13 protein-coding genes and 1 pseudogene are annotated in these 16,164 nt (G+C 57.5%); 10 read left to right on the top strand and 4 right to left on the bottom strand.

The genetic code is table 11. The annotated features are described in order from the left end of the window. Nucleotides 1-137 precede the first annotated feature (137 nt). A complete protein-coding gene (locus ASC90_RS05780) occupies nucleotides 138-758 on the bottom strand; it encodes a DUF1684 domain-containing protein (RefSeq protein ID WP_056536697.1) in 621 nt (206 codons plus the stop codon). 257 nt (nucleotides 759-1,015) lie between these two features. Between ASC90_RS05780 and ASC90_RS27790 the strand changes: the two are divergent. The 9 genes and pseudogenes from ASC90_RS27790 to ligD form a co-directional block, all read left to right on the top strand. Beyond that, nucleotides 1,016-1,324 (top strand): annotated as a pseudogene (locus ASC90_RS27790) (DNA polymerase ligase N-terminal domain-containing protein); the annotation flags it as partial. Between the two features lie 512 nt (nucleotides 1,325-1,836). Then, nucleotides 1,837-2,163 (top strand): hypothetical protein, encoded by a 327-nt coding sequence (locus ASC90_RS29655; protein WP_244480317.1) that lies wholly within the window; start codon nucleotides 1,837-1,839, stop codon nucleotides 2,161-2,163. Between the two features lie 43 nt (nucleotides 2,164-2,206). Further along, nucleotides 2,207-2,455 carry a hypothetical protein gene (locus ASC90_RS05765; RefSeq protein ID WP_244480316.1) on the top strand — a complete coding sequence of 83 codons (249 nt, stop codon included), beginning with the start codon at nucleotides 2,207-2,209 and terminating at the stop codon, nucleotides 2,453-2,455. A 267-nt stretch (nucleotides 2,456-2,722) separates the two neighbouring features. Then, nucleotides 2,723-3,382 (top strand): ABC transporter ATP-binding protein, encoded by a 660-nt coding sequence (locus ASC90_RS05760; protein ID WP_056536685.1) that lies wholly within the window; start codon nucleotides 2,723-2,725, stop codon nucleotides 3,380-3,382. After that, the gene (locus tag ASC90_RS05755) at nucleotides 3,379-5,787 is read left to right on the top strand and encodes an FtsX-like permease family protein (RefSeq protein ID WP_056536682.1); all 2,409 of its coding nucleotides are present in this window, start codon (nucleotides 3,379-3,381) and stop codon (nucleotides 5,785-5,787) included. Before ASC90_RS05760 ends, ASC90_RS05755 begins: the two co-directional genes overlap by 4 nt. Before the next feature lies 1 nt (nucleotide 5,788). Further along, nucleotides 5,789-6,847 carry a lipocalin-like domain-containing protein gene (locus ASC90_RS05750; protein ID WP_244480327.1) on the top strand — a complete coding sequence of 353 codons (1,059 nt, stop codon included), beginning with the start codon at nucleotides 5,789-5,791 and terminating at the stop codon, nucleotides 6,845-6,847. Nucleotides 6,848-6,953: 106 nt separating this feature from the next. Then, nucleotides 6,954-7,931, top strand: a complete 978-nt coding sequence (locus tag ASC90_RS05745) for a magnesium transporter CorA family protein (protein ID WP_056536677.1) — start codon at nucleotides 6,954-6,956, stop codon at nucleotides 7,929-7,931. Between the two features lie 754 nt (nucleotides 7,932-8,685). Continuing rightward, nucleotides 8,686-9,924, top strand: coding sequence for an MFS transporter (locus ASC90_RS05740; protein ID WP_244480326.1), 1,239 nt, complete (start codon nucleotides 8,686-8,688; stop codon nucleotides 9,922-9,924). Nucleotides 9,925-10,046: 122 nt separating this feature from the next. Beyond that, the gene (gene ligD, locus ASC90_RS05735) at nucleotides 10,047-12,698 is read left to right on the top strand and encodes a DNA ligase D (RefSeq protein WP_056536674.1); all 2,652 of its coding nucleotides are present in this window, start codon (nucleotides 10,047-10,049) and stop codon (nucleotides 12,696-12,698) included. 386 nt (nucleotides 12,699-13,084) lie between these two features. Here ligD and ASC90_RS05730 read toward each other — a convergent pair whose 3' ends face one another. Both ASC90_RS05730 and ASC90_RS05725 read right to left on the bottom strand, forming a co-directional pair. Next, nucleotides 13,085-13,231, bottom strand: a complete 147-nt coding sequence (locus ASC90_RS05730; RefSeq protein ID WP_200950850.1) for a hypothetical protein — start codon at nucleotides 13,229-13,231, stop codon at nucleotides 13,085-13,087. 243 nt (nucleotides 13,232-13,474) lie between these two features. Further along, on the bottom strand, nucleotides 13,475-13,762 hold the full coding sequence (locus ASC90_RS05725) for a hypothetical protein (protein ID WP_056536668.1): 288 nt from the start codon (nucleotides 13,760-13,762) through the stop codon (nucleotides 13,475-13,477). 742 nt (nucleotides 13,763-14,504) lie between these two features. On the opposite strand from ASC90_RS05725, the gene ASC90_RS05720 reads away from it, so the two are divergent. Next, nucleotides 14,505-14,732 carry a hypothetical protein gene (locus ASC90_RS05720; protein WP_056536665.1) on the top strand — a complete coding sequence of 76 codons (228 nt, stop codon included), beginning with the start codon at nucleotides 14,505-14,507 and terminating at the stop codon, nucleotides 14,730-14,732. A 97-nt stretch (nucleotides 14,733-14,829) separates the two neighbouring features. Here ASC90_RS05720 and ASC90_RS05715 read toward each other — a convergent pair whose 3' ends face one another. After that, nucleotides 14,830-15,234 carry a host attachment protein gene (locus ASC90_RS05715; RefSeq protein ID WP_056536660.1) on the bottom strand — a complete coding sequence of 135 codons (405 nt, stop codon included), beginning with the start codon at nucleotides 15,232-15,234 and terminating at the stop codon, nucleotides 14,830-14,832. Between the last annotated feature and the right edge of the window lie 930 nt (nucleotides 15,235-16,164).

Genomic DNA, 16,164 nt, shown 5'->3' with positions numbered 1-16,164 from the left:
CAGCACCGACATTTTGCCCGTCATTTCGGACTTGGAGGCGGCGGTTTGATAGTCTCACGAGCAGATAACGACTCGCGGCCAGTACCTGCCTGAACGCCGCCTGCCACCGGTAGTTAGGCAGCATGCCCGGTTCCATTTCACCGCGACTCTGGATGCCGCTCTCCAGCTTTGACTGCGCCTTTCAATCGGTTGCCCGATGGTGCCAATGGGCAGACATAACGCGAAGAATAAGCGCACGAAGGGAAATAGGAGAAGTTGAAATCCACCACCAGTGTGCCGTCTGGGCGGGCCACTCCCGGATCCGCTCCCTTGATTGTATCGAGAAGGTACCGTCCGCCGCCATAGGTCTCGGTCCCTGACGTCGCGTCGACGAACGGCAAAAACACGCCACCGCCGTACCCTTCGATCCAGTAAAGTGTCAGCTCGCCACCCAACCTCGCATCCAGCCCGTTTGTGCGAGCGAACGAGTGCATCGACAATTCGCCATCTGCTCCAGTTGCGACGGTCATATGTTCCGGCGTCACCTGATCGAGCTTTACCGTCAGGCGCCACGAGGGATCATAAGGAAACGTTGCGGGTCCTTCGAACTTTTGGCGGTTCGCCAGTTCAATTGGCGACTGGGCATGGTCGCGGAACATCCTTGTGCGCGTGTCGCGCCAGAGACGCCAGGCAGCGGATACATCTGAGTTGGAACGTATCTCGCAATAGAGATTTGCGATTTTCTGACGCCAGTCCCACAGCTGTAGGGTCTCTTCCATCATCTTCTCCCATATCAAAAACCCACCGACTGTAGGCCAAACGCTCTCTTGACGCTGCTGTGGAAGGCGAGCGCTGCGCAAGTTCATCCGGATTGAAGTAGGTAGACCTGCGGCGAACCGCAACAGCTTCCAAGCCGTAACGGTCCCCAGCGTCCGATTTGTAACCGCCGTCACTGGTCCGTTCGGACCTGTGCTCCATCTGGAACTATGAGGCCGGTCTCCGCATTTTCGATTCTCGATCAGGATCGAGAGCGGCCGTGGCAGATAACCTAACCAAGTACCGCCCAAAGCGCGATTTGAAGACGACTGCTGAGCCGAGCGGGGAGGCGCTTTTGTAAAGCCGTCAAACCGGCGCTGCTTCGTCATCCAGAAGCACGACGTCACTAGGCTGCATTCCTTGAGTTGGACCGTCTCTTCAAATCGTGGGCGGTCACCAAAGGACCGTCGCTTGATCCCCAGGACAAGCGATGGGCCGTGGAAGTTGAGGACCATCCCCTCGATTACGCCGATTTCGAAGCCAGAAAGGCCAATATGGCGGCGGCACGGCCATGTTGTGTGATCGCGGCATATTGCGACGGACAGCGGTCGCTCGATCCGGCAATCAAGCGGTTGAACAAAGGAAAGAAGCGGGCGGCCCAGCTGCGAGGACCATAAGATGACGTCAAAATCTCGCATCCGGGTTATAGACCTCGAAACAGGGGGGAACGGCCCGAATGACGTTTGCGAGATAGGATGGCAGGACGTCGTGCTTGGCCACGACGAGAGATGGCGGGTTGATGACGAGCGCGGCTCACTGCTTGTAAATCCAGGGCGACCGATCTCTCCTGATACTATGGCAATCCATCACATCTTGGACGCCGAGGTGGCGACAGCACCTTTCTGGAGAGAAGTCGCCTCCACCGTCCTGCGGCCGGACGGTGGAGCAATCGCACTGGCTGCGCATCGGGCAGCTTTCGAGCAACGCTACTGTACGCCCAGGTTCACCGGCGGATCGGCTTGGATATGTACGTGGAAATGCGCACTTCGGCTGTGGCCTCAACTGCCGAGATTTTCCAACCAGATGCTCCGGTATCACCGTATGCCCGAAGGATTGGTCCATGCGATCGGCCTTCCCGCCCATCGAGCGATGCCCGACGCGTACGTGACCGCACACCACTTACGGGACATGCTCAACGAATCCACCTTCGAGCAACTGGTGAAATGGAGCAGAGAGCCAGGACTTCTGCCGCGAATACCTTCTGGCGCCGAGCGCGGCAAGAATTGGGATCGGCTGGATATTGGGACTTTACAAGTGTTCGCACGCGAACGAGATGCCGACGTCCGCTTCAGCGCGGAGACTGAACTTCGCCGTCGTGGGGACGCGGAAGAAGTGGCTGACAAAGACGAGCAGGGAACGTTGCTTTAAGATTGGTGAGCCACACGGGGGTGAGGTTTTGATGTCAGAACGAATGTCCGAACACGCCAAGGGCGACATCGACGCCATTTTGGAACGGCTTTACAAAGTTTCCCCGGAGCTGGATAAAATTGCCGCCGATTGCGAGAGAGCTTTGCGGCTCAACGCCGAAGCCAGAGGCGACTACATCTCGCCGCGAACCGTGCAGGCGTTTTCCGAAATGCGCGATGCGGTGGGCAAGCTTTACGGCTCGGCACGGAGTGCGATGAACGAAGCTGATAGATTCTTTAAGCCGAAGTCGTAGGTCTGATTTACTGCGAGTGCGCCATGGAGATCCATGACGCTAACAAAATCAGGAAATGCCGAATGAACCAACGCGGCGCCATCGGCATTTTGTTGTCGTTAGACGTCCGGGACCGGCACGCCGGTGCGTTTTGCAACAATCGGCCCTCCGTACGAGGTTTGTGGACTGCCAGCTGCCGTGTACCTAAATAAAGGTTCCGATTTTCGCTTCAGCGCCTGCGCTGCACTCGACATTCCCTTCCTCACTAGCCCGCATTGTGAGCCGCTAATGATCTTGTCCCTGTCCGGCGTTCGAAAATCCTACACCACCGCCGAGGGGAAAGTTGAGATCCTGAAGGGCATCGACCTGGATGTCGCGCCGAACGAAAGCGTCGCACTGACGGGTGAATCCGGGAGCGGCAAGAGCACCCTTCTCCATCTGGCAGGCGGCCTTGACCATCCGGACGGCGGGTCGGTGATGATGGAAGGGCAAGATCTCGTTGCATTCAATGATATCGAGCGTGCCAGATATCGCCGAACACAGGTTGGCCTCGTCTTTCAGCAGTTCAATTTGATCCCATCGTTGAACGTTGGCGCCAACATCTCGTTTCACGCCAAGCTTGCCGACAGGTACGACGCGGCCTGGGAGGCGATCCTGACGAAAAAATTGGGCCTGGAGACCTATCTCACTCGCTATCCCGAGCAGCTGTCCGGCGGCCAACAACAACGTGTTGCAATTGGGCGAACGTTAGCGGCACGACCGCGTCTCATCCTAGCTGACGAGCCGACTGGCAACCTTGACGAGGCCACCGGCGACGCCGTGCTCGACCTGATGTTATCACTCGCGCGTACCGCTGGGTCGGCCCTCCTTCTCGTAACCCATTCGTTGCGATTGGCGGACCGTCTCGACCGAAAAGTTGTTCTGCGTGGCGGGAGGATCGCCCAATGACAATCGTTGTTTTCACCGCGTTGCTTTCGCACTGGCGGCGAAAGCCATTGCAACTCCTGACGTTGGTGATGGGGATCGCTCTTGCGACTGGCCTTTGGTCCGGCGTGCAGGCCATTAACGCCGAAGCTCGCGCCAGCTACTCCCGAGCCGCGTCCGTCCTGGAACAGGCCGCTTTGGCGCAAATCGTATCCAGTGACGGCAGCGGGATCTCCATCCAAACATATGCCAAACTCCGCCGGGCGGGGTGGAATGTGTCGCCGGTCATCGAAGGCATGTATCGCTTTGGCACCACCAGGATAAGGCTGATCGGCATCGACCCGCTCAGCATGCCAAAGGAAGGGCAAATGGCGTCTATCGCAGACGGCTCCGACCTTTCCAGGTTCCTCTCCACCCCAGGCCAGCTGATTGTTTCGGCCGCAACGGCGGACAAGCTTCGCGGCATATCCGACATGGGCTTAAAGGTTTCGGACAGGGTGCCGGACGGCGCTGCCTTTGTGGACATCTCGATAGCCGACAGGCTACTGCAGACACATGGGCTGATAAGTCGCCTGGTCGTCGCGACCGATCAAAGGCTGCGACTGGCACCGATCGCGGACGTCGCCCCCGAGGTCATGGTGCGCGAAACCCGTGATCAACCGGATGTTGCTCGACTTACGGATAGTTTCCATCTCAACCTGACGGCGTTCGGCTTTCTCTCATTCGTTGTTGGTCTTTTCATTGTGTACTCGGCGACAGGCCTGACGTTTGAGCAGAGGCGAGGAACGTTTCGTACATTAAGGTCGCTTGGAGTTTCGCTTTCCGCGCTGACAGCCATGCTGTTGATCGAACTGGCAGGGATAGCGCTGATCTCCGGGTTCCTTGGTGTCGTATTGGGTTACTTCATTGCGTCGGCGTTGATGCCCGGCGTGGCGACAACTCTCCAGGGCCTCTACGGCGCCAGCGTGCCTGGCTCCTTGTCGATCCGTTGGCAGTGGTGGGTGGCCGGATTGGCGATTGCACTTGGCGGGACAGCGATATCATCGGCGCAAAGCCTCTGGCACGTCTGGAGGCTACCGATTCTGGCCGCCGCCCAGCCGAGAGCTTGGGCCAGGGCGTCGTCGAGGGTGCTTATCCTTCAAGCCGGATTCGGAGGGGTATTGCTTGGTCTCGGCTTGATCCTGGCATTGGTGGGGACGGGCCTCGTGATGGGTTTTGCGGTGCTGGGGTGCCTGCTGCTTGGGGCCGCTCTTTTGTTGCCAAGTCTCCTCGCCACCGGCCTTGCCGTCGCTGAGCGTGCGTCTCGCAATGCCCTGACCCAATGGTTCTGGGCCGACACCCGCCTGCAGCTGCCCGGCTTGTCGCTCGCGCTGATGGCTCTGTTGCTCGCGCTGTCGGCAAACATCGGCGTGGGGACCATGGTTTCGAGCTTCCGTTTGACTTTCCTTGGATGGCTGGACCAACGGCTGGCGGCGGAACTCTATGTCACAGCCAAGGATGAAGATGAGGCCAAACGGCTTCGAGAATGGCTTCCTCAATATGCGACGGCGGTTTTGCCGATTTGGAGCATTGAGGGCAATATTCTGGGAGAGCCGTTGCAAATCTTTGGCGTGGCCGACGATGCGACCTATCGAGACCATTGGCCTTTGATCGTCGCAGATCCAAAGGTATGGGACGCGGTCGCGTCTGGGACCGGCGCTCTCATCAATGAGCAGATGTGGCGGCGCGGTGCCGCCAGACTGGGTCAAACGATCGCCATGCCAGGTGGCTGGAACGCCACCGTCGTCGGCATTTATTCGGATTATGGCAACCCGAAGGGGCAGGTGATCGTCGGGATAGACACTCTCGTCGCACATTATCCCGATGTCTCCAAGCTTCGTTATGGTGTGCGAGTTCCGCCTCAACGCGTTCAAGATTTGAAGCGGCAGCTCGTTACCGAGTTCGGGCTTCCCGAAACCGCCATTATCGATCAAGCGTCGCTCAAGCAACAATCGAGGGCGGTTTTCGAGCAGACCTTCACCGTCACCGCAGCATTGAACGTCCTGACGCTCGGGGTGGCCGGATTTGCAATGTTCTCCAGCTTGCTGACGCTTTCGGGGATACGGCTTCCTCAACTTGCCCCGGTATGGGCAATGGGCGTTCGACGGCGCGACCTCGCGCTCTACGAGGTCGGTCGAACGCTGGCGCTCTGGCTTGCCACCTTCGTCGCCGCCATTCCTGTCGGCCTTGGCTTGGCTTGGGTGCTGCTGGCGATCGTCAATGTAGAGGCGTTTGGCTGGCGTCTGCCTATTACGGTTTTCCCTTTGGACTGGTTGCGGTTGGGGGCGATCGCGCTCGTGGCTGCTCTTCTGTCCATTGCAGTGCCCCTTCGACGCCTTGCCACCATCAATCCGGCCGACTTGCTCAGGATTTTCTCCAATGAACGCTAGGATGCTGGTATTCGCACTGGCGGCCCTTTCAGTCGCGGCTCCGCTTCAAAGCAGTCGATCGCAAGGCTTCGCTGGGCTTGGCACCAACGCAGAGGGTTACGCAGTTCCCCGGCAAGGGCACGTCCTGGCGTTCCCAGCCGATCATGGCGCCCATCCCGATTTTCGCATCGAATGGTGGTACGTGACTGCCAATCTTGAGGGCGATGATGGCAAGCGCTACGGAGTGCAGTGGACGTTGTTTCGAACCGCTTTGGCACCCGGCGATAGCCAGGGTTTTGGGGATCCGCAGATTTGGATTGGCCATGCGGCGGTCACCACGGATCACCGGCAATACGTCGCGGAACGTCTGGGCCGGGGAGGCGTCGGCCAGGCAGGAGTTGTCGCCGCGCCATTTGAGGCCTGGATCGACGATTGGACGTTGAAAGAGGCTGAGCCGACGGCCTCCAATGATCTTGATAATCTCCAGCTTGCCGCTCACGGGGCTGACTTCAGCTACAGCCTCGACCTGAAGGCAACTGGCCCCCTTGTCTTGCAGGGAGATCGGGGGTTTTCGGTAAAGTCCGCCAAGGGTCAGGCAAGTTATTACTATTCGCAGCCCTTCTATGAGGTATCAGGGGAGGTCGAACTCGCCGGATCGAAGCTGAAAGTTTCGGGGAAGGCGTGGCTCGATCGAGAATGGTCGTCTCAGCCACTTGCGAGCAACCAAACCGGTTGGGACTGGTTCTCCCTACATCTCAACACGGGCGACAAGCTTATGGCCTTCAGGCTGCGTGACGGCAAAGAGGGTTTCATTTCGGCAAACTGGATTTCGGCTGATGGGCACAGCACGCCACTTTCGAAGGACGATCTCCAAATTCAGCCGGTGCGACGGGCAAAGGTGGACGGGCGCGATATGCCAGTGGCCTGGAGCATCCAGATTCCGGGAAAGTCGTTTGACGTGACCACCGGCCCGCTGAACGATCAGTCATGGATGAAAACGTCCACACCGTACTGGGAGGGCCCAATCGCCTTCAAAGGCAGCGCGTCTGGAGTAGGCTACCTGGAAATGACCGGATATTGAGGACCTCAAGAATGTCGTAGACGGGTGAAACGATCTGATCAAACCTCGTGCAAAGGACTGCTCGTCCTAAAGAACCCGTTCCATTCCGATTTTCCAGGAGACCAGCTTGCTGCAAATATATCGCGACACCGATGGCACCGTGAGGTCGGGCGGGGCCGACGACGATTTGCCTGGTCACGTGATCTGGATGGACCTGCTCAATCCCGACGAAAAGGAGATCGAGTTCGTCAAACGCCGGGCGAAGGTGAGGGTGCCGACGCGGGAATCGCTGAGCGAAATAGAAGTGTCCAGCAGGTTGTCGAAGGAGGGTAACCATCTCTATCTCAGCACGCCTGTGATCGGACATGCCACTATCGAGCACGCCGAACTCTCTCCCGCCGGTTTTATTGTCGGGCCCGATTTTCTCGTCACGGTTCGCTATGAAAGCTTGCCGACGTTCGATGCCGTTGCAGAACGGCTGAAACAAGATGAGATCCTGACTAGCGGCATGGGGGTTTTCGTGGCGTTGCTGGAGGCGATCGTAGATCGTGGCGCAGATGTGCTGGAACATCTGGCCGCTGCCGTCGACGAGGTGTCCAAGACGGTCTTCAAGGGCAACCTCAGAGGTTCGGCATCTCCCCACAGTTCCAATTTCACCCTCCGTCGGGCCCTCTCCAAGGTAGGGGCGCTCGGTGACCGATCCTCAAAGGCCAGAGATGTGCTCCTTGGAGTCGGCAGGATGGCTTCGTTCACGCTGGATGTGTGTCACGAAATGTTGTCAGACGAATTCCGGGATCAACTCCACGCGGTGACGAAAGACGTTGCCTCGCTGAGCGACTATGAGACGCATCTTTCTGACAAGACGCAGTTCCTGCTGGATGCCGTCCTTGGCTTCATTACCATCGAACAGAATGACATCTTCAAGGTGCTGACAATCGCGTCTGTCGTTGGCGTTCCACCCACCTTGATGGCGGGAATATGGGGAATGAATTTCAAGTTCATGCCAGAGCTGAGTTGGACATGGGGATATCCCTTCGCGTGGGCGATCATAATCCTGAGCGCCGTTGCACCACTGATTTGGTTCTGGCGCAGGGGATGGTTTTGAGCTTGCAGACATTCGAAAGCCCAAGGAGTTTGGCTCCTTCACGGCGCTCTCCGATCCCCGCCTCAATCTACTGGGACTTCATCCGCTGGAGAGGCTTCTTTCTCGGGCGTGTCAGAGGAAACCGATCGGATTAGACTTACCAATGCCTTCCGGACGGTTGCGCTTTTCACCTGCGCGACATCGCCCGAGGGAAGTGGGCGCCGGGACTCTCTAGCTTGGCATTGACGGATTCCGCGCCTTTGAAGAAGTCGTCCATAGAGACTGACAGCGCTTGCGCCGTGAGAAAGCAAGGAGGTGTGGCGAGGACGGACTTTTGATGACGACCCTAGTCATGGCATCGCAAACGTTTTGCGGCCCGGCTGGCGCCTTGAATCTTACTGTCTGATGTCCCTAGAGCGCATGACTGTCCGCGTAAGTAGCTGTCGCTCGTCTGCGACCTCGTCCGCAAAGAGAACTAGGCTAGGGAAATCGAAGTCCAGCAGACTTTCGATGACGTCAATCCGTCCAAGGCGTTTCAGCGCGAGGTCGCTGTATGCAGTCTGATCGATCTACTTATCCATTTTACCTGCAATCCTGGTGAGGAACGCGTAGTAAGGAAAAAAGATCATAAGGCGCCTTGTGGGCAGCTTATTTCCGGTGCGCCGCTACTGGCGAACGCAAGACGGCTTGACCGACAGGAGAATCGATTGCTCCAGGTAATGGTTTTTATGGACATTACGATGCAGGGTGTACCCCGCACGCCGTCGTGACGCTCATGATGCAACATAAGACGCTCAAGAGAGGCCAACTTTCAATGCAACAGGACGTTGACGTTGGCACCAGGTCTGAAACTCGGCTTTGGCTTGTCCCTCATTTCGTGCCGATAATGATTGCCGTCCTGTTGGCGATGGTGGCTGAAGCGATGGCGGGGAGCTATCTGGCGCTGCTTGCCGTCCAGAGAGTCGGAATGTCACCTTTGGAGCTGAGCGCCTTCCTGACGATGCCTGCTGCAATAGGGCTCGCGGTTACGACGATGTTCGGCCATCTACAAGATCGCAACCCGGTCGTATGGCCGTTGCTTCTGTCGCTCCTGTCAAAGGTGGTCGGCCTCGCGCTCTGCGCTTACATTACACAAACCTGGTTGCTGATACTGAACGCAGGGGTTCTTTTCGGACTTGGCGCGGCTTCCTTTGCCCTCTTGTTCGCGGTGGCAAAGGCGCACCTCGATCAAGTTGGCGGCTCGACGGTATCTCGGGGGATGGCAGCCTTGCGGCTGATCGCGTCACTTAGCTGGACGATTGGGCCAGCGCTTGGCGCGGTCATGATCTCGGCGAGTGGGTTCGAAGGCGTGTATGTCGGGGCAGCTCTATTAGCAGCATGTTCGCTTGCTATCGTATCGCTTGCGCGGATCAGGTTGGTGCCTCCAGATCAACTGGAAAAGGCGGAACTCACAGCGAGCCTGCTGCTATCCGCCGCCCCACTTGTGCTTGCACTATCAGCCTTCCACACCGCGATGTTCATGGGATCGAACGCGATGTCGATAGTCGTAGCGCAGGACATTGGCTCAGACCGCGATGTTGGCTTCTTGTTTAGCCTGTGCGCTGGCTTGGAGGTGGTAGTGATGGGTGCCTTCGTCGCGTGGCCGGGCCTATCGACCAAGCGATGGCTGCTTTTCGTTGGGTTTGCTCTTTTTGCGGCCTACTTTTGTATGGCGATGATTTGGCCAACGATGTTGAGCCTGTACCTTGGGCAACTACCACGGGCAGCTGGTATCGGAATTATCAGCATCGTCGGGATGCAAATCGTGCAGGATATCCTACCTGGTCGGGCAGGCACCGCATCGGCGCTCTTCGGTAATACAATCAGCGTCGGCTTCCTGTTTTCGGGACTTGGCACCGGGACTTGGGCCAATTCCTTCGGGTACTGGTCTCTGTTCGCACTCTGCGCCGGGCTCTGCGTCTTCGGTGGGCTTGCGCTACTTTATCAGTTAAATGGTTTCATTCGCCACACCTGAGGGCTGAGGCATTTCCGGTAATCCGCCTTGCCGTTCGATAGCGGCGAGCCCAAGGAGTTTCATCGCGGGAACCATAGAAGGGTTCTGGGCATTTCGACTCGCAACCGAGATCGAGACCAACTATGGCCGAAAACCTCACCAAGTACCGTGCAAAGCGCGATTTCAAGAAGACGGCCGAACCAAGCGGCGAAGCATCTGTCAAATCGTCAAACCGGCGCCGCTTCGTGATCCAGAAGCACGATGCTACTCGTCTGCACTACGATCTTCGGCTCGAACTAGACGGCGTGTTCAAAAGCTGGGCGGTCACTAAAGGACCGTCACTCGATCCCCAGGACAAGCGATTGGCAGTCGAGGTCGAAGATCACCCCCTCGACTACGGCGATTTTGAAGGCACGATCCCGAAGGGGCAGTATGGCGGCGGCACGGTCATGCTTTGGGATCGCGGATATTGGGAGCCGGAAGGCAACAAGAGCCCGGAGCAGGCGCTTGCGAAGGGCGATTTCAAGTTCACTCTCGAAGGTGATCGTCTGCACGGCAGCTTCGTCCTGGTCCGTATGCGGGGCAAGGAGGACGAGAAACGTACGAACTGGCTCCTGATCAAGCACCACGACGACTATTCGGTCGAAGACGACGGCGCTGCGGTGCTTGAAGATAACAACACGTCTGTCGCCTCCGCCCGAACAATGGACGCCATCGCCTCCGGGAAGGGTCGGAAGCCGAAACCGTTCATGATCTCCGGTGGCGCCGTTGAGGCCGATGCGGTTTGGGACAGCAGCGAGGGGCTGGCCGCAGAGGAGCGCAAGGTTGGATCGAAAACGAAGGCGAAAGCTGTAAGAAAGGCTGCCTCGTCCAATATGCCCGCTTTCATCGAGCCGCAACTTTGCGATACCCTTGAGCGCCCGCCGTCTGCCAAGGGCTGGATCCATGAGATTAAGTTCGACGGGTACCGCATTCAAATGCGCATCGAAAATGGTGAAGTCACCCTCAAGACTCGTAAAGGGTTGGATTGGAGCGCCAAGTACGCAGCGATTGCCAAGTCCGGCGCAAACCTCCCGGATGCGATCATCGATGGCGAGATTTGTGCTCTCGACGAGAATGGTGCTCCGGATTTCGCGGCGCTGCAGGCAGCGCTTTCCGAAGGGAAGACCGACGATCTCGTCTACTTCGCCTTCGATCTCATGTTCGACGGCAGCGAGGACCTTCGAGAGCTGCCGCTGACCGACCGCAAGGAACGGCTTGCAACCTTGCTGTCCGATGGTGGGGAGGATCCGCGCCTTCGCTTTGTCGAACACTTCGAGACCGGCGGGGACGCCGTTCTGAAATCTGCTTGCAAGCTTTCCTTGGAGGGGATCGTTTCCAAAAAAGGCAACGCGACCTATCAGTCCGGCCGAACGAAGACGTGGGCGAAATCGAAGTGCCGGGCAGGGCATGAGGTCGTCATCGGCGCGTATGCCACGACGAACGGCAAATTTCGGTCGTTGTTGGTCGGCGTCAATCGCGGCAATCACTTCGTCTACGTTGGTCGTGTCGGTACCGGGTATGGGGCCAGCGTTGTCGACAAGCTGCTGCCGCGCCTTGAAAAGATGAAGTCGTCGAAGTCTCCGTTCACCGGAATTGGCGCTCCGAAGAAAACCGACGATATCGTTTGGCTGAAGCCGGAGCTAGTCGCCGAAATTCAGTTTGCCGGTTGGACCGCCGACGGCCTGGTCCGGCAAGCCGCTTTCAAGGGCTTACGCGAAGACAAGCCAGCCGACGAGGTGGAGACAGAGAAACCCGCCAAGCCAACAGACGTCGATCTGCCGGACCCAGAGACTGACGAGCCTGAGAAGACGAGACCAACCAAATATCGCAAGGGTGCAAAGGTCGATGTCATGGGCGTCTTGATATCGAGCCCGGATAAACCGCTTTGGCCCGACGCACTTGACGACGAGCCGGTCACGAAAGTCGATTTGGCGAAATACTACGAGGCTGTTGGCCCATGGCTCATCGAACACATAAAGGGTCGGCCATGCTCGATCATTCGGACACCAGATGGCATCGGCGGTGAGCAGTTCTTTCAGCGTCATGCGATGCAAGGAACATCGAACCTTATCGAGCAGGTGAAGGTCAACGGCGACAAACAAGCATACCTACAGATCGACCGTGTCGAAGGGCTGGCTGCCATCGCGCAAATTGGCGGCACAGAACTCCACCCTTGGAATTGCGAGCCTAACCAGCCCCAGGTGCCTGGACGCCTCGTCTTCGACCTTGATCCAGGTCCTGACGTGGATTTCGACACCGTTATCGAAGGTGCCCGTGAAATCCGCGACAGGCTTGAAGAGCTTGGCCTTGTGAGCTTTTGCAAAACGACAGGCGGCAAGGGTCTCCATGTGGTGACACCATTGCTTGTCCCGACTGGGAAGAAGCTGTCCTGGGATGAGGGAAAGGCCTTCGCACACGACGTTTGCCAGGAAATGGCGCGGGACAACCCCCACCTCTACCTGATCAAAATGACCAAGAGCCTCCGGAACGGCCGCATCTTCCTCGATTACCTGCGGAACGACCGAACATCGACGGCGGTGGCGCCCTTGTCGCCGCGAGCCCGCCCGGGGGCGACAGTCTCCATGCCTTTGAATTGGACACAGGTCAAAACCGGTCTCGACCCAAAGCGGTTCACAATCCGAACGGTGCCAGGCCTCCTCAAAAATAGCACCGCCTGGCAGGACTATTGCGACGGTCAGCGATCTCTTGAGCAGGCGATCAAGCGGCTGAACAAAGGAAAGCGAGCCGCATGACGTCAGGCTCAGCCTTGTACTCCCAGATGATACCTGCCCGCCCAGGTTCGTAGGAGTGCTTCGCCGAAGGGCATCCGCGTAAACGTTGTCGCGCCCCGCCCTTTCCGTCGTGGCGGCCGGGGTGGCCTTGGAAGCGGCAATGGCAGAACTGTTGGCCAATGCAGCCAGTGAATACGCGACGAGTTTCAAAATCCCTCCAGAAAGTCGAGCGATCTCTGCCAAATCAAGAGCGATATTTTGCCGCCAAACCCTATAAGACCCTCAAATTGTGTCGCATGGATAATCCCAGCAACCAGCAAGCCCGCCGTGTGGTGGCATTTGCTGCCAATAGGCTTCACCTTCGCGTTGCCTGAGGTGATACCGGAGGTGGGGAGGACGGGTTACCATCAATCCGCAATGAGACCTCGGGCCTTCAGGTCACGGCCATTCATCAGATCGACCATGTCGTCCACCTCGTCAGTCGTCATGAAATCCAGAGGGACATCATCCACCACAACGGGATGACCCGTGAAGATGTCTGCGACAGACCACATCCCGCCGTACTTAGCGCTGGCCTGAACTTGGTACCTGAGGTGAGGTCGGTTGCGTTCCATGTTGCATATTACAACTGATGGGCAATGTTTGATACACGAATCTGGCTGCCCCACCGAATGATAGGCTTCCGCCACCCCTCCACCCTCCGACCCATCTCGGTCCGTCGTCCAATCGTTGGCCCTTTTTCTTCCCGTTTTTGTCTCGGCAGAAAGCTCCGCTCAATCTGGTGGCCGAAGCCGCAGTTATCGGCTGGAACGAGCACTTCGCCATTCAGCGACGTCTTCCTTTTGAACCCAAATTGTTTCTTCTTCCCCAGCGCGACCATGCTCCAGCTTATAAGTGGCAACCTCACCGAACGTCGCAATGTATTCCAGCAGCCTCTTCTGAGAAGCATCCGGTGGGGATGCCACGCCCTCCATCGCTTCCTTGGTGACGATCACCAGCCAATTCGCGGTTTCATCGGCCATAGGAATGTGGCCATTCTCGTCCTGGATGAATGGCGGGAAGTCTGCGCGGAAATGTAGAGCCATGGGGATTGCCTTCTCGTAACAGCAAAGCCAAATGTGCATTTATCTAGTCATGTGCCGTCATTTCTGCCAAGCCTTAAGGCAGGGCTTTGACGGTATGGTTCCGCGCTAGTCGCTGGCTCTTGCTCACCGTTCGAGGTTCCGCGCTTCAACACGCTGTTGGATTGCGGTGAGCATCCATCCCGCTGCGGCAACTCCTTGGCCCCCTTGAGCAATTCAAAACGTTTAATGAAGGCGAACGTGCGAGGCCGTGCATCGCGCTCTGGCTGGCGCATTGGTGACGTTGGAACCTGATCCTGATCTTGTCGCGGAGGCGAAGTCATTCATCCGTCGCCTCGGTAGAGGATTTGCTCGCAACAATCGCGTAGGCTTCGCGCTAGAAGAACAGATTGACAGCTCGGCCCATCCAGTGGTCCCGGTCCAGATGCACATCTTTTACAGCGTTACCGGTGAAGGGGCGTCCATGGATGCAATCAATTCCCTATCCGCCTTCAAAGAGGAAGCTCTAGGCGAATGCGATCCCCGAAGACGCGAACGCAATACTGGTCGCGTCTCGATAGCGTCACTTCCGAAACTCTTTAAATTGTAAATGGCAAGCGGCGGGACCGGAGAGATTACGCCTGGTTGCTGACGCTCTCTTGCTGGACGGACCGAGCGCTCTACGTTGAACGGTGTTGAGCGCGAGGCGAGTTTGCCGGTATGTTTCATCGGCCCGTGAGCGGTATCCACTTGAGGGGGAAGACACATGCATACGAAAGTGTCAGTTGCGATTCCTGAAGAACACACGGATTTCATTGAAGAATTCAAGATCCTTTTGGAGAAATACCCAGAGGCGAAAGAAAGCTTTGTGCTGGCACACTTGGGCGATGCTACCTCCAAGATAGGGCCGATACCTCGGTGGACTGTCGGATGGGAATGCGAAGACATTGGCGATCACATCATTGATTGCAAACCGGTTGCCAGACCGGAGTAGCAACTCGCCGCCGTTTCTCAATTAGGATCCCGCTTCACTGGGGCGCGACGTAGATGACGGATGTTCCGCGCCAGACGGCCGTGTCCCGCCATAGGGTTTAAGCGGCCGCAAGAGCCTTCTCGATGTCCTGGAGGGAGTGCCCCGTAAGGTCCTTGTCAAGCTCCCCGATCAGAACGTCTGAAAGGGACTTGTGATATCTCTTCCGCATTTCGCCCAGCGTTCGCGGTGCCGCAATGACGACCAGGCTTTTAATTTTCCCATCGAGCACCTGCTTGTTCAACATTTCCGCCACGCCTGAACTGAAGCCGTCTTCGTCCTGCTGACTATCGTCGGGGTTCGCCGAGCTGCTTGAATGACGGCCTCCGGAGGAAACTTTGGAACTATCGACATCCGCTGAGGGCATTGCCTTCAGTTTGACATTCGCCGCATCGCCGTCGTTTTGAAAGAGATTAAGTTTTTCGCCGTCTGCAACGGCGATAACCGTATTCTGAGGAAGGTTCATTACTGGCTCCTTGGTTAGCTTTGCCCGTTCTTCCCAGCGGTGGGTAAGGCAATTCCCATCCCTGCGTTAACCCTGCTGCAGAGCATCCGTTCCGCAGCGATGCTGGTCAGCCGAACCATTCGTGGTTTCGACGCTGTGCATTCGGCCGGTCCGCCAAGCAGACCGGCGGCTTATTCCGGCCATCGGCAGACTCACCGTCACAGCTGTGCACTGCCAATTGCGCCCACACCCCGAGCCGAGCTTGACCCGACGAGCGTCTGAACTGTAGGCAACAACGCCTGCATGCGGATAATGCCCGCGATATCCAGCGATTGTAGGCGTGCTTCAGCTTTGCTTTCGCCTCTTCGAAGGCATCGTCGCCGTATAAGAAGCAAGCCACGTAGAGTGGGGGTCGCACCGCCCCAAATGGTCAGACTTGGAACTGTGTTCCGATACTTCGCAAAAATCCCCCCCAAATTTAAGGGGATTGCGATAAGCGGTACCGCTGTCATATCTGCGCACGCGGCAGCCTGGCAGCACCCCCAATCCATGCAGCAAAAAGGCTTCCGTCACCTGACGGGAGCCTTTTGTATACCCGATTGCGGTCTCATCACCAAACTTCTGCGGCCAGTAACGGAAGGGTGGGCGAGGCACGCGCGATATTTGAAGCCAGGTTTCGAGCGATCTAACGAGGGTCTTTGTACTACGAATGTGATGGTGGCCAAAGCCCTTCTCGCGGGCTTTCATAGCCTGTGCCCGAGCTGTCGAGCGAGCCACCCTTAGTGTCAGCAGTCCGGTCCATGAAAAGCATCGGGCCTGAAACTTTGGGGTCTGCGCTCGGGCTCAGTTTCTTTCGAAGGCGTGCGTCGCCGGGCGACGCACGCCTGACAGCTCAGGCAGCTTTTGCGTTGACCGTGGTCTCGGCCAACTCAGAGAGCAGTTCGTCCGTTG

It is taken from the genome of Rhizobium sp. Root1220, from assembly GCF_001426265.1.
Taxonomy (GTDB): Bacteria; Pseudomonadota; Alphaproteobacteria; order Rhizobiales; family Rhizobiaceae; genus Rhizobium.
Note: the sequence above shows the minus strand (reverse complement) of the source record. Positions and strands in the feature narration are given on the sequence as shown.

What these genes read in the sequence shown, in the direction of transcription:
- ligD (WP_056536674.1), top strand. Translation starts at nt 10,047, where the DNA reads ATGGCCGAAAACCTCACCAAGTACCGTGCAAAGCGCGATTTCAAGAAG.
- ASC90_RS05750 (WP_244480327.1), top strand. Translation starts at nt 5,789, where the DNA reads ATGCTGGTATTCGCACTGGCGGCCCTTTCAGTCGCGGCTCCGCTTCAA.
- ASC90_RS05720 (WP_056536665.1), top strand. Translation starts at nt 14,505, where the DNA reads ATGCATACGAAAGTGTCAGTTGCGATTCCTGAAGAACACACGGATTTC.
- ASC90_RS05780 (WP_056536697.1), bottom strand. Translation starts at nt 758, where the DNA reads ATGGAAGAGACCCTACAGCTGTGGGACTGGCGTCAGAAAATCGCAAAT.
- ASC90_RS05760 (WP_056536685.1), top strand. Translation starts at nt 2,723, where the DNA reads ATGATCTTGTCCCTGTCCGGCGTTCGAAAATCCTACACCACCGCCGAG.
- ASC90_RS05755 (WP_056536682.1), top strand. Translation starts at nt 3,379, where the DNA reads ATGACAATCGTTGTTTTCACCGCGTTGCTTTCGCACTGGCGGCGAAAG.
- ASC90_RS05765 (WP_244480316.1), top strand. Translation starts at nt 2,207, where the DNA reads ATGTCCGAACACGCCAAGGGCGACATCGACGCCATTTTGGAACGGCTT.
- ASC90_RS05715 (WP_056536660.1), bottom strand. Translation starts at nt 15,234, where the DNA reads ATGAACCTTCCTCAGAATACGGTTATCGCCGTTGCAGACGGCGAAAAA.
- ASC90_RS05725 (WP_056536668.1), bottom strand. Translation starts at nt 13,762, where the DNA reads ATGGCTCTACATTTCCGCGCAGACTTCCCGCCATTCATCCAGGACGAG.
- ASC90_RS29655 (WP_244480317.1), top strand. Translation starts at nt 1,837, where the DNA reads ATGCCCGAAGGATTGGTCCATGCGATCGGCCTTCCCGCCCATCGAGCG.
- ASC90_RS05740 (WP_244480326.1), top strand. Translation starts at nt 8,686, where the DNA reads ATGATGCAACATAAGACGCTCAAGAGAGGCCAACTTTCAATGCAACAG.
- ASC90_RS05730 (WP_200950850.1), bottom strand. Translation starts at nt 13,231, where the DNA reads ATGTGGTCTGTCGCAGACATCTTCACGGGTCATCCCGTTGTGGTGGAT.